Source organism: Rhodococcus sp. NPDC057529, from assembly GCF_042802055.1.
Lineage (GTDB): Bacteria > Actinomycetota > Actinomycetes > Mycobacteriales > Mycobacteriaceae > Rhodococcus_F.
Window position 1 is genome coordinate 31027 of sequence record NZ_JBHVEY010000010.1, and the last position, 12819, is coordinate 43845.

Here is a 12819-nt window from a genome sequence, read left to right on the forward strand (position 1 = left end):
GGAGTGCAGGGACTCCGTAACCACTCACGGGCGGCGGAGCCGCTTACGCGTAGATGGCCTCGATGGCCGCGCCGTGCTCCTTGTGGATGACGTTGCGCTTGAGCTTCAGCGTGGGCGTGAGCTCACCGGTCTCCTGCGTGAAGTCGACCTCGAGGATGCGGTACTTCTTGATCCGCTCCGGGTTGGACACCTTCTTGTTGCCCTCGGCGACGGCCTCGTCGATCTCGGCGACCAGGTCGGGGTTCTTCACCAGTTCGGACACCGGGGTGTCGGCGGCCAGCCCGTGGCGTTCCTTCCAACCCGGCAGGGTCTCCGAGTCGAGGGTGATGAGCGCGCCGATGAACGGCTTGCCGTCACCGACCACGAGGCACTGGCTGATCAGCGGGTGCGCGCGCAGGGCGTCCTCGAGGACCGCGGGTGCGACGTTCTTGCCGCCCGCGGTGACGATGATTTCCTTCTTGCGGCCGGTGATCGAGATGTATCCCTCTTCGTCGATCGAGCCGAGGTCGCCGGTGTGGAACCAGCCGTCCCGAATCGAATCCGCGGTGGCCTGCTCGTTGTGCCAGTACCCGCCGAACACGACGGGACCCTTCAGGAGCAGTTCGCCGTCCTCGCCGATCTTCGCCGCGTGCCCGTCGATCGGCTTCCCGACGGTGCCGACCTTCTGCGCGCGGGTGGTGTTCACCGAGATGGCGGCGCTGGTCTCGGTGAGGCCGTAGCCCTCGTACACCGGGACGCCGATGCCGCGGAAGAAGTGCCCGAGGCGGGCACCGAGCGCGGCGCCACCGGAGACGGCGCGGTCGCACTCGCCGCCGAGCGCGGTGCGCAGCTTCGAGTAGACGAGCTTGTCGAACAGGGCGTGCTTGAGCTTGAGACCGAGCCCGGCGCCGCCGTTGTCCTGCGCCTCGCTGTACGCGATGGCCGTGGCGGACGCCTTCTCGAAGATGCTGCCCTTGCCGCCGTCGTACGCCTTCTGCTTGGCGGAGTTGTAGACCTTCTCGAACACGCGCGGCACCGACAGGATGAAGTGCGGCTTGAACGCGGCGAACTGGTCGAGCAGCGTGGTGAGGTCGGCGGTGTGCGCGACCGTCACCTTGGCGTCGAACGCCCCGAACGAGATGGCGCGAGCGAAGACGTGTGCGAGGGGCAGGAACATCAGGGTGCGCCTGCCCGCGTACATCGCGTCGCTGAGCGCCAGCTTCACCGCGGCCGATTCCGCGTAGAAGTTGGAGTGCGTCAACTGCACGCCCTTGGGGCGGCCCGTGGTGCCCGACGTGTAGATGAGGGTCGCGGGGGACGAGGCGCGCACCTGGTGGCGACGCTCGTGCAGCTGCTCGTCGGTGACACCCTCGCCACGCTTCGACAGTTCCTCGATCGCGCCCGCACCCTCGATCTGCAGGACCTCCCGCAGGTCCGGCGCGGCGTCGGTGACGACCTTCAGCGCGTCGGCCTGCTTCGCGTTCTCGACGACCAGCAGCGACGTGCCGGAGTCCTCGAGGATCCACTTGGCCTGATCGGGCGCCGACGTTTCGTAGATGGCGACGGTGCACCCGCCCGCCGTCCAGATCGCGTAGTCGATGACGACCCACTCGTACCGGGTGGCGGACAGGATCGCCACGCGGTCGCCGAGTTCGACGCCCGACGCGATGAGACCCTTCGCGACGGCGGAGACCTGCTCCGCGAACTCGGCGGCGGTGACGTCTACCCAGCCGCCGCCGCCCGGGCGCTTGAACGGAACGAACTTCGGGTCTTCCTCGGCATGACGGAAGACCGTGTCCGCCATGGAGGCGTCCTCCGGAATTGAGAACGACTGCGGTACCGAGAATTCACGCACTATGACCCCTCCACTGAAACGACATGACGGATGTGCATTCGATCACATTTGTCCTAGTTTCGCACCAGGGTCGATGTCCGTTATGTGTATTTCTTGTGTGACCAGCGGAAATTAGTGTAACTCGGCGTAACCAGATAACTCAGGCGGCCTCGTCCCGGCGACGCGAGTTGGCGGACAGCCAGCGCCGGATCGCGTAGTTCAACTGGTCCGGATCGACACCGAGTTCCGTCGCGGTCGCCGCGAGAATCTCCTCGGCGTGGCCGTCGTCGGTGGCGTCCGAGATGCCGAGCGCGCCGCTGATGAAGACGTCCGCCACCCGGTTCGGCCGGACCCCGGGGATCCCCGCCAGCATCAGGAAGTGCGCCCACGTGACGTCGCTGCTCTCCCCGCACACCTCGATCCACGCGTCGTGGATCTGCTCCAGGGCGGCCTCGTCCCGGGCGGCCTCGAGAAGGTCGTCGATGCTGTTGATGCGGAGTTGGTGTAGCCGCTCCGCCGCCAACTGGATGTGACGCGCCTCGATCGGCACGCCGGTGGCGGTGTACCGCCGCTTGTACGAGCCGACCTTGCCGGCCCACTGATCCGAGCTGCCTGCCTCCTCGAACGTGCGGAGCAGGTCGCGGGCGCCGTCGGTGAGGGGCTGGTCGGGGTGTGCCCGCCGGTACGCCAGGTAGCGGTCGACGACGGCGACCTCGCTGTGCCCGGCGCTCGACTGCACCGATTCGATGATGCAGAGCGCGAGGCTGTGCCGGTAGGCATCGGAGGTGACCCAGCCGGACGGGTCGCCCAATCGGTCGCGGCACGCGGTGACGACGGTTTCGACGGTATCGGCAGAGACGGTCACGAGATCCTCCAAAGGCAGTCTGTTCTGTGCTCTGTCCGGTGTATCGACAGGGCCTCCGGGAACGTTGCACTGGAGCTGAAGATTCCTCGAGAACGACCGTCAGTGGGGTGCCAGCAGGTCTGTGACCTCGGTGTCCGAGAGTTGATGAAAATCGGCGTACGCGTTGCCGACGCCGCCGAGATCGGCTGGGGTGTAGGGGCAGACCACCTCGTCGGCGGTCACGCGCAGCCGGCCGACGGCCTCGGGCGCGGCCACCGGGACCGCGACGATCACCCGGGCCGCGCCCAGCTTCTTCACCGACTGGCAGGCCACCGCCGCGGTCGCGCCCGTGGCCATGCCGTCGTCGACGAGGACGGCGACGCGGCCCCTCAGCGGCGCCCGGGGCCTGCCGCCTCGCAGCACCCGTGCCCGTCGCTCGAGTTCGTGGCGCTCCTTGGCCTCCACCATGGCGAGCGACGTCTTGCTGATCCGGGCGATGCGGAGAACATCGTCGTTGATCACCCGGGATTCGCCCTCACCGATGGCGCCCATCGCGAGTTCCGGCTGCCACGGCACACCCAGCTTGCGGACGAGCACGACGTCGAGGGGTGCCGACAGGGCCGCGGCGATCTCGAAGGCGACGGGGACGCCGCCGCGCGGCAGGCCGAGCACCACCATGTCGGTTCCACGCAGGTGGTCCAGTGCGGCGGCCAGTCGGCGACCGGCGTCGGCGCGACTGGTGTACAACATCGAACGCTCCGTGATCGGGGAGAACTGTTCGTCTCCGACGCTACTCCCGATCGGGTCGCTCAGATCTCGGTGACGGTGAATCGGCGCAGGGCGAGGGCCGGATTCTTCTCCCGCACCTCGGTGATCCGTTCCGCATCGACGGCCGCGACCGCGGTGCCCACCCGCTCGCCGAGCGACACGAGGGTCACGCCCATCGGGTCGACGATCATGCTGTTCCCGGCGCCGGTGCGCGCGCTCTGATCGGCGGCCGCCACGTACACGGTGTTCTCGATTGCGCGCGCCCGGATCAGGGTCGACCAGTGATCCTCCTTGAGCGGTCCGGGCACCCACTGCGCCGGCAGCAGCAGCACATCGGCGCCCGCGTCGACGATCCGGCGGGTGACCTCGGGGAACCGGAGGTCGTAGCAGGTCTGCATGCCGAACGTGAGGCCGTCGACGGCGAAGGTCTCCGGGGCGCCGATCTCCCCGGCTCGGATGACGTCGGATTCCTTGTAGCCGAACGCGTCGTACAGGTGGAGTTTGCGGTAGGTGGCGACGATGTCGCCACCGGGCCCGAGTGCGACGAGGGTGTTGGAGATGCGATCGTCCCCGGGCAGCGCCTCGTTGACGCCCGCAACCAGATGGACGTCGAGTTCCTTCGCCGTCGCGGCCAGCCCGCCGACGAACTCGCCGTCCAGGGCCTCGGCCGAGTCGACGATCCGCTCGTCCGTTCGGGGCGCCGTGAACATCGCGTACTCCGGCGCCACCACCACCTTCGCGCCGCGGCCAGCGGCCTCGGCGGCGAGCGTGCGGACGGTGCGCAGGTTCTCCTGCTTGTCCTGACCGGGAGCGAACTGGATGACAGCGACATCGACCATGCCGTCCACGCTAGGCGACGACCGCGCGGGGGCGTCGTCCGTCCCGGTCGCCGCGTATTTCCGCGGCGTGGCATTGCAGTGTGGACTCGTGCACTAAACTGCTGGTCAATGAGTGATATCGAGCGTGACCCCGAACCCCCCACTTTTGCCGACCTCGACATCGACGATCGGGTCTTGAAGGCACTGTCCGATGTGGGCTACGAGTCGCCCTCGCCGATCCAGGCCGCCACCATTCCGCCGCTCCTCGCCGGCAACGACGTCGTCGGCCTGGCGCAGACCGGCACCGGCAAGACCGCTGCGTTCGCGGTGCCGATCCTCTCGAAGATCGACCTGACGCAGAAGTCGCCACAGGCGTTGGTCCTGGCGCCGACGCGGGAACTGGCCCTGCAGGTCGCGGAGGCGTTCGGCAAGTACTCCGCCCACATTCCGGGCCTGCACGTGCTGCCGATCTACGGCGGTCAGAGCTACGGCGTCCAGCTGTCGGGGCTCCGGCGCGGCGCGCACGTCGTCGTGGGCACGCCCGGCCGGGTGATCGACCACCTGGAGAAGGGCACCCTCGACCTGTCCAAGCTCTCCTACCTCGTCCTGGACGAGGCCGACGAGATGCTGAAGATGGGGTTCCAGGAGGACGTCGAGCGCATCCTCTCCGACACTCCCGAATACAAGCAGGTCGCCCTCTTCTCGGCCACCATGCCGGGCGCCATCCGCAAGATCTCGAAGCAGTACCTGCACGACCCGGTCGAGATCACGGTGAAGTCGAAGACGTCGACGGCGTCCAACATCTCGCAGCGGTACGTGCAGGTGGCGCACCAGCGCAAACTCGACGCACTCACGCGGGTCCTCGAGGTCGAGGACTTCGGGGCCATGATCATCTTCGTGCGCACCAAGCAGGCCACCGAAGACCTCGCGGAACGACTGCGTTCACGCGGCTTCTCGGCCGCGGCCATCAACGGCGACATCGTGCAGGCCCAGCGTGAGCGGACCATCGGCCAGCTCAAGAGCGGCGCCCTCGACATCCTCGTCGCCACCGACGTGGCCGCGCGTGGCCTGGACGTCGACCGTATCTCCCACGTCGTCAACTACGACATCCCGCACGACACGGAGTCGTACGTCCACCGGATCGGCCGCACCGGTCGCGCCGGGCGCGCGGGCGAGGCGCTGCTGTTCGTGGCGCCGCGCGAACGACACCTGCTCAAGGCCATCGAGAAGGCGACCCGTCAGCCGCTCGCCGAGATGCAGCTGCCCAGCGTCGACGACGTCAACGCGCAGCGTGTGTCCAAGTTCGGCGACTCGATCACCGAGAGCCTGACCTCCGACAACCTGGCGTTGTTCCGCAAGATGATCGAGGACTACGAGCAGGAGCACGACGTTCCGCTCGCCGACATCGCCGCCGCGCTCGCGGTGCAGTCGCGTGACGGTGAGGCGTTCCTCATGGCGCCCGAACCGCCGCCCGCGCCCCGCCGTGAACGGGAGCCCCGCGAACGCCCGGCGCGCCGTTTCGACGACGGCCCCCCGACGCGCTCGCGTGGACCGGAAGGCCAGGAGCTCGCGACGTACCGTATCGCGGTCGGCAAGCGGCACCGGGTGGTGCCGGGTGCGATCGTCGGTGCCATCGCGAACGAGGGCGGGCTGCGGCGCAGCGACTTCGGGCACATCAGCATCCGCCCGGACCACAGCCTGGTGGAATTGCCGGCCGACCTGTCCAGCGAAACCCTCGAGGCGCTGCGTCGTACCCGGATCTCCGGGGTGCTGATCCAGCTGCAGCCCGATTCGGGGCCGCCGTCGGGTCGTCCGGGCCGTGGTGGCCGCGACGACCGGGCCGGCGGAAAGTTCCAGCGTGACCGGGACGGCAGGAAAAGGCCGCGCGAGTAGTCCTCGCGCGGCCCTGACCGGGGTCTCCGGCGGTTACGCCGGGGGAGCGGGAGCCGGGGCGGGCTGTGCCGCCTCGGCGGGAAGCGGGCCCTCCTCGGGAACGAAGAACGAACCGACGGTCGGCAGCACGTAGCAGGTGGCGTTGGTGTAGCCGACGGTCCCGAAGATCGATGCGACGACGGTGCCCGCGCCCGTCGTCACGATCTTGTTGAGCGCGGGGTAGCCGCCTTCCGTGAGCCCGTCGAGGGGCAGGATTCCGCTGGCGCCGGTGCTGGTGTTGATCCACGCGACGTTCAGACCCGACGACTTCACGACCCCGGGGTAGGCGGAGAGCGCCTGGAAGCTGATCTCGTTCGCCTTCACCGCGGCGGTCGGGCCGGTGGTGCCCGACGCCAGCGTCAGCGTGACCGGTGCGACGGTGCCACATCCCACGGTGGGTGCGGTGTACAGGAACGGCGTGTACTCGCCCGCGACGTCACGCAACACCGTCGACGTGGCCAGCGCCTCGACCGCGGCCTTCTCCTCGGGCCCCACGGCCTGGGTGCGGAGTTCGGCGAGTCCGGGGACGTCGGGGGTGGCCGGGTCTGCCGCTGCCGTGCCCGCGAGGCCGAAAGCCGCGATACCGACCGTTGCCACCGCGATCGTGCGTCGCATCACGCTCATACCGTCCACCTGAACTCCTCGTTGTCTCGTTCGGGCAGCTCTGCAGCGCCGCCCGAGCGGAGAATTTACCCGAGAGCGGGGATTCGGTCAGGACCAGCTGCCGCCGCCGGCCAGCGTATCGGCCCGCGCGCCGTCGAGGGACTGCCGAATGACGTCGGCGTGACCGGCGTGCCGCGCGAGTTCCTCGATCTGGTGCAACAGCATGTAGCGGACCGTGAACACGACCCCGGACGCCATCCACTGCGCGACGTCGGCGGGCAGGTCGACGTCGCGGTCCAGGTCGGTTTCGGCGGCGACCGCGGCCTCGGTCGCGCGTTGCGCGGCGTCGAAGCGGGCGAGGAGGACGTCGACGGTCTCGTCCTCGGCGACGTTCCATGCCGCCATCCACGCGGCCACCGGATCGTCGCCGACACTGCGCGGGGTCCCGGTGATGCGAGCGGTCATCGCCTCTTCGCCGTCGATCACGTGTTTGAGGACGGACGCCAGGCTCATTTCGCTGGCGCTGGGCACGCTGCGGATCTGTTCCTCCGTGAGGCCGGACACCGCATTGCGGAACGCGGTGCGCTGGTTGTCCAGCATGAGGAGCAGGAGGCCGCGCTCGTCGGAAATGGGGGCCGGGGTGCTGGGTGTCTCGTTCATGTCGTCAGTGTCGCGCGAATAGCGGACACCTACTGTCCTCGATCGGGAAGTTGCCGGGATCTTCGATGGGCGGCGTGCCCGGCTGGGCGCGTTCCCAGCGGTCCGGGCAGGACCGACCTACGATCGAGGCACGTGTCCGGGGAACGTCCCTGTTCCTGTGATCGAGTCGCGAACCGAGGTGCTTATGCCCCTGGAAGATTCGTCGTCCGCCCACGTCGACCCGTCCCGCGCGGGTGCCGTTGCGCCCGAGCACGACCTGGAAGGCCACATCATCGAGGCCCGGTCCGAGGACTTCTTCCACGCCAGAGAACTGCAGGTCGACAACGAGTGGTTCAAGACCGCGGTGTTCTACGAGGTGCTGGTGCGCGCGTTCTTCGATTCCTCGGGGGACGGCACGGGCGATCTCCGGGGTCTGACGTCCAAACTCGACTACCTGTCCTGGCTCGGCGTCGACTGCCTGTGGTTGCCGCCGTTCTACGACTCGCCGTTGCGCGACGGCGGCTACGACATCCGCGACTTCCGTGCCGTGCTGCCGGAATTCGGGACGGTCGAGGATTTCGTCCAGCTCTTCGATCAGGCGCATCGCCGCGGCATCAGGGTCATCACCGACCTGGTCATGAACCACACGTCCGACACGCACGCCTGGTTCCAGGAGTCGCGCAACGACCCCGACGGTCCGTACGGCGACTTCTACGTCTGGTCGGACCGCGACGAACGGTATCCGGACGCGCGGATCATCTTCGTCGACACGGAGACGTCCAACTGGACGTGGGATCCGGTGCGCAAGCAGTACTACTGGCACCGCTTCTTCTCCCATCAGCCGGACCTGAACTACGACAATCCCGACGTCCAGGACGCGATGATCGACGTGCTGCGGTTCTGGCTGGACCTGGGAATCGACGGATTCCGGCTCGACGCGGTGCCCTATCTGTTCGAGCGGGAGGGCACCAACTGTGAGAATCTGCCCGAGACACACGCGTTCCTCAAGCGGTGCAGGGCCGTCATGGACGCCGAGTACCCGGGGCGGGCGCTGCTCGCCGAAGCGAACCAGTGGCCGTCGGACGTCGTGGAGTACTTCGGGGAGCCGGACGTCGGCGACGAATGCCACATGGCGTTCCACTTTCCGCTGATGCCGCGCATCTTCATGGCGGTGCGGCGGCAGAACAGGTTTCCGATCTCCGAGATCCTCGCGCAGACCCCGCCGATTCCGAGTTCGTGCCAATGGGGCATCTTCCTTCGGAACCACGACGAGCTGACGCTCGAAATGGTGTCGGACGAGGAGCGCGACTACATGTATTCCGAGTACGCACAGGACCCGCGGATGAAGGCGAACATCGGCATCCGGCGGCGCCTCGCGCCGCTGCTCGAGAACGACCGTAACCAGCTCGAGCTGTTCACCGCGCTGCTGCTGAGCCTGCCGGGTTCGCCCGTCCTCTACTACGGCGACGAGATCGGGATGGGCGACAACATCTGGCTCGGCGACCGGGACTCGGTGCGGACGCCGATGCAGTGGACGCCCGACCGCAACGCCGGATTCTCCCGTGCCGACCCGGCGCGAATGTATCTGCCGGTCATCATGGATCCCACGTACGGCTATCAGTCGGTGAACGTCGAATCGCAGATGAACTCGACCAACTCGTTGCTGCACTGGACCCGCCGGCTGATCCAGGTCCGCAAACAGCACCCGGCGTTCGGGACGGCCTCGTTCACGGAACTCGGCAGCGCGAACCCGGCCGTCCTGTCTTATGTGCGGGAGACCCCGCCGAACCAGGAACGCCCGTACAGTGACGTCATCCTGTGCGTGAACAACCTGTCCCGGTTCCCGCAGGCGGTGATCCTGGACCTCACCCCGTTCGCCGGCCGAATCCCCGTGGAGCTCACCGGCTCCGTTCCCTTTCCCGTGATCGGGGACGACGGGTACATGATCACACTGCCCGGTCACGGCTTCTTCTGGTTCGCGCTGCAACCGGACCCGAAGGCCGACGGCGCGGTGAGCGGACACCCGGTCAGCAGTGAAGCGGAACAGGCGGTGCAGCAGTGAACGAACCCACCAGTGGACGCATTCCCGACGAGACCCTCGGGCGGCAACTCGTCCGGTGGTTGCCGGATCGGCGGTGGTTCGCCGCCAAGGGCAACACCATTTCGGCGGTGCGGATCCTGCTCCGCCACGAGCTGACGTCGGTCTCCGGGTTCTCCGCCGAGCACCTGCTGGTGTCGGTGGAATTCGAGGTGGGCCCGGCGCAGGTGTACCAGGTGCCGCTGGGGTACCGCAGTCATCTGCCCGAGGACCTCGAACCGTGGGCGTTGCCGGGCGGCGACGGCAACGCCGTGATCGCGTACGACGGCCTGCACGACGCCGAGGTCATCACGCTGTACGCGGATCTGCTGGCCGAGGCGCAGGGTTCCGGGCCGGTGCAGTTGAAGACCGTGCCGGGCACGGTGATCGAGCCGGGGCTGCGTGGGCGGACTTTGGGCGCGGAGCAGTCGAACACGTCGGTGGTGCTGGGGGAGAAGTTGCTGATGAAGATCTTCCGCCTGGTCACTCCCGGGGTGAATCCGGACGTGGAACTCCATCTGGCGCTCGCCGGCGCGGGCAGTAAATACGTGGCCACGCTGCGGGCGTGGATGGAGACCGATGTGTCCGGGATTCTCACCACGCTCGCGATGGTGCAGGACTTCGAGGCCAACTCGGCGGACGGGTGGAGCATGGCGCTCGGCAGCGTCCGCGACCTTCTGATGGAGGCAGATCTCCATGCCGCGGAGTTGGGGACCGACTTCGCCGGGGAGTCCCATCGCATGGGCGCCGCGGTCGCCGAGGTGCACTCCACGCTGGCGGACGCGCTGGGTGCGGAGCAGCGGCAGGTGGCGTCGACGACGGTGGAGGCGATGACCCGCAGGCTGGACGCCGCCACCGCGGTCGTTCCCGAGCTGGGGGAGGTGGCCGCCGCCGTGCGGGACAAATTCGCCGAGGCGGAAGCGCTGGGCGCCACCGCCGTCCAGCGGATACACGGGGACCTGCACCTCGGTCAGGTGCTGCGGACGCCGGAGCGGTGGCTACTCATCGACTTCGAGGGCGAGCCCGCCAAGACGCTCGACGAGCGCCGGGAACGGGACAGTCCGTTGCGGGACGTCGCCGGGATGCTGCGGTCCTTCGACTACGCCGCCCACCACCTGCTGGCCGATTCGGTGCCGATGGGGGCGACGGGAGCGGCGTCGCAACGGGACTTCCGGGCGCGGGAGTGGGCCCAGCGCAACGCCGACGCCTTCTGCGAGGGCTACGCCTCGGTGTCGGGCACCGATCCGCGGGAGGCGGCGGCGTTGCTCCGGGCCTATGAACTCGACAAGGCGGTGTACGAGACGGTGTACGAGGCGAGGAACCGCCCGAACTGGATCGGGCTGCCCCTCTCCGCCATTCGCCGACTCACCGCAGCACCTCGGTGAGGGCCGGGAGCGGGATCGTGCCCGTGTCGAACTGAGTGCGGTACAGCTCCTCGTACCGGCCGCCCGCGGCGAGCAGTTCGGAGTGGGTGCCGCGTTCGACGATGCGCCCGGCCTCGACCACGAGGATCAGATCGGCTGCGCGCACGGTCGACAACCGGTGGGCGATCACCACGGCGGTGCGGCCGGTGAGGGCCTCGCCCAGCGCTTCCTGGACGGCGGCCTCGGACGTGGAATCGAGGTGAGCCGTCGCCTCGTCGAGGATGACCACCCGCGGATGCGCGAGCAACAGTCGCGCGATGGTCAGCCGCTGGCGTTCGCCGCCGGACAGTCGGTAGCCGCGTTCACCGACCACCGTGTCGAGGCCGTCAGGAAGGGCGGCGACGAGGTCGGTGAGCCGGGCGCGGTCCAGGACCTCCGCGAGTTCCGCCGGCGTGGCGCCGGGCCGGGCGAGCAGGAGGTTGGCCCGCACGGTGTCGTGGAAGAGGTGCCCGTCCTGGGTCACCATTCCGACGGTGGCCCGCAGGGAGTCGGCGGTCAGGTCCCGCACGTCGATCCCGCCGAGTTTCACCGAGCCCGCGTCCGCGTCGTAGAGCCGGGGAACCAGTTGGGCGATGGTGGACTTGCCGGCCCCGGACGATCCCACCAGGGCGACCATCTGCCCGGGTTCGGCGCGGAACGACAGTCGGTGCAGCACGTCGACGCCGCCGCGGGTGTCGAGGGTCGCGACCTCTTCGAGCGACGCCAGCGACACCTTGTCGGCCGACGGGTACGCGAACTCCACCGAATCGAACTCGACGGACACGGGGCCCTCGGGCACCGCGACCGCGTCGGGCTTCTCGGCGATCAGCGGTTTCAGGTCGAGGACCTCGAAGACGCGCTCGAAGCTCACCAGCGCGCTCATCACGTCCATGCGTGCGCTGGCCAGCGCGGTGAGGGGCGAGTACAGGCGGGTGAGCAGCATCGCCATCGCGACGACGGCACCCGCGTCGAGTTGCCCGCGCAGTGCGTAGAACCCGCCCAGTCCGTAGACGAGGGCCAGTGCGAGCGCCGAGACGAGCGTGAGCGCGGTGACGAACACCGACTGCAGCATGGCGGTGCGGACGCCGATGTTCCGCACTCGCCGCGCGCGGACCGCGAACTCGGCGGACTCCTCGGACGGACGGCCGAACAGCTTGACGAGCGTGGCACCCGGCGCCGAGAACCGCTCCGTCATCTGGGTGCTCATCACCGAGTTGTGGTTGGCCGCCTCACGATTGAGTTGCGCGAGCCGCGCGCCCATCGTCCGGGCGGGCAGGACGAAGATCGGCAGCAGCAGCAGTGCGCACAGCGTGATCTGCCAGGAGATCCCGATCATGACGATCAGCGTGATGCCGAGCGTGACCAGATTGGACACCACTCCCGACAAGGTGTCGCTGAACGCGCGCTGCGCGCCGATCACGTCGTTGTTGAGGCGGCTGACCAGCGCGCCGGTGCGGGTGCGGGTGAAGAAGGCGATCGGCATCCGCTGCACGTGGTCGAACACGGCGGTGCGCAGGTCGAGGATCAGGTCCTCGCCGATGCTCGCCGACAACCACCGCGTCCACAGCGCGAGCGCGGATTCGAGGACGGCGATGACCGCGATGAGCGCCGCGAGACGCACGATCACGGACACCGCGTCGCCGCCGACGATGGCGTTCACGACGCGGCCCGCCAGCACCGGCGTGGCCACGGCCAGTGCGGCGGTGACGACGCTGAGCAGCAGGTACCACGCGAGATTGCGGCGGTGCGGCCGGGCGAAACGGGCGATCCGCCGCAACGTCGTCCGGGAGAAGGGGCGTCGATCTTCCTGGGCGTGCATCGCGTTGTACATCGCGTTCCACGCCGTGACTTCCATGCTCATGCCGGCGGCCTCCTGTCGCTGTCCCCCCACGGTAGAGCCGGGGTATGACACGACGGTAGAA

10 protein-coding genes are annotated in these 12819 nt (G+C 68.5%); 3 read left to right on the plus strand and 7 right to left on the minus strand.

The window, feature by feature from the left end; all coding sequences use genetic code 11:
* Nucleotides 1-43: 43 nt before the first annotated feature.
* From ACFU5V_RS20720 to ACFU5V_RS20735, 4 genes are all read right to left on the minus strand, one after another.
* Nucleotides 44-1834, minus strand: coding sequence for an AMP-dependent synthetase/ligase (locus ACFU5V_RS20720; RefSeq protein ID WP_378701563.1), 1791 nt, complete (start codon nucleotides 1832-1834; stop codon nucleotides 44-46).
* Nucleotides 1835-1973: 139 nt separating this feature from the next.
* Entirely contained in the window at nucleotides 1974-2678 is a 705-nt protein-coding gene (locus tag ACFU5V_RS20725; protein WP_378432400.1) for a heme peroxidase, read from the minus strand.
* Between the two features lie 99 nt (nucleotides 2679-2777).
* Entirely contained in the window at nucleotides 2778-3407 is a 630-nt protein-coding gene (locus ACFU5V_RS20730) for a phosphoribosyltransferase (RefSeq protein ID WP_378701566.1), read from the minus strand.
* Between the two features lie 59 nt (nucleotides 3408-3466).
* Complete coding sequence (locus tag ACFU5V_RS20735; RefSeq protein WP_378701568.1) at nucleotides 3467-4264, minus strand: carbon-nitrogen hydrolase family protein; 798 nt, start codon at nucleotides 4262-4264, stop codon at nucleotides 3467-3469.
* Nucleotides 4265-4372: 108 nt separating this feature from the next.
* On the opposite strand from ACFU5V_RS20735, the gene ACFU5V_RS20740 reads away from it, so the two are divergent.
* Nucleotides 4373-6136 carry a DEAD/DEAH box helicase gene (locus tag ACFU5V_RS20740; RefSeq protein ID WP_378432397.1) on the plus strand — a complete coding sequence of 588 codons (1764 nt, stop codon included), beginning with the start codon at nucleotides 4373-4375 and terminating at the stop codon, nucleotides 6134-6136.
* Nucleotides 6137-6169: 33 nt separating this feature from the next.
* Here the strand turns inward: ACFU5V_RS20740 and ACFU5V_RS20745 are convergent, their stop codons facing one another.
* Together ACFU5V_RS20745 and ACFU5V_RS20750 are read right to left on the minus strand one after the other, a co-directional pair.
* A complete protein-coding gene (locus tag ACFU5V_RS20745; RefSeq protein WP_124392265.1) occupies nucleotides 6170-6799 on the minus strand; it encodes a hypothetical protein in 630 nt (209 codons plus the stop codon).
* An 87-nt stretch (nucleotides 6800-6886) separates the two neighbouring features.
* A complete protein-coding gene (locus tag ACFU5V_RS20750; protein WP_378701570.1) occupies nucleotides 6887-7438 on the minus strand; it encodes a DinB family protein in 552 nt (183 codons plus the stop codon).
* Nucleotides 7439-7622: 184 nt separating this feature from the next.
* Between ACFU5V_RS20750 and treS the strand changes: the two genes are divergently transcribed.
* Together treS and ACFU5V_RS20760 are read left to right on the plus strand one after the other, a co-directional pair.
* Nucleotides 7623-9479: a maltose alpha-D-glucosyltransferase gene (treS, locus tag ACFU5V_RS20755; RefSeq protein WP_378429519.1), complete on the plus strand. Its 1857-nt coding sequence runs from the start codon at nucleotides 7623-7625 to the stop codon at nucleotides 9477-9479.
* Nucleotides 9476-10879, plus strand: coding sequence for a hypothetical protein (locus ACFU5V_RS20760; RefSeq protein WP_378701573.1), 1404 nt, complete (start codon nucleotides 9476-9478; stop codon nucleotides 10877-10879). The genes treS and ACFU5V_RS20760 overlap by 4 nt, the downstream gene beginning before the upstream one ends.
* On the opposite strand, the gene ACFU5V_RS20765 is transcribed toward ACFU5V_RS20760, so the two are convergent.
* Nucleotides 10860-12758 (minus strand): ABC transporter ATP-binding protein, encoded by a 1899-nt coding sequence (locus tag ACFU5V_RS20765; protein ID WP_378701575.1) that lies wholly within the window; start codon nucleotides 12756-12758, stop codon nucleotides 10860-10862. The genes ACFU5V_RS20760 and ACFU5V_RS20765 overlap by 20 nt on opposite strands.
* Nucleotides 12759-12819: the final 61 nt, after the last annotated feature.

Excerpts from the sequence above, each read along its gene's own strand:
- ACFU5V_RS20745 (WP_124392265.1), bottom strand. The coding sequence starts at position 6,799 with ATGAGCGTGATGCGACGCACGATCGCGGTGGCAACGGTCGGTATCGCG.
- treS (WP_378429519.1), top strand. The coding sequence starts at position 7,623 with ATGCCCCTGGAAGATTCGTCGTCCGCCCACGTCGACCCGTCCCGCGCG.
- ACFU5V_RS20750 (WP_378701570.1), bottom strand. The coding sequence starts at position 7,438 with ATGAACGAGACACCCAGCACCCCGGCCCCCATTTCCGACGAGCGCGGC.
- ACFU5V_RS20730 (WP_378701566.1), bottom strand. The coding sequence starts at position 3,407 with ATGTTGTACACCAGTCGCGCCGACGCCGGTCGCCGACTGGCCGCCGCA.
- ACFU5V_RS20735 (WP_378701568.1), bottom strand. The coding sequence starts at position 4,264 with ATGGTCGATGTCGCTGTCATCCAGTTCGCTCCCGGTCAGGACAAGCAG.
- ACFU5V_RS20765 (WP_378701575.1), bottom strand. The coding sequence starts at position 12,758 with ATGAGCATGGAAGTCACGGCGTGGAACGCGATGTACAACGCGATGCAC.
- ACFU5V_RS20740 (WP_378432397.1), top strand. The coding sequence starts at position 4,373 with ATGAGTGATATCGAGCGTGACCCCGAACCCCCCACTTTTGCCGACCTC.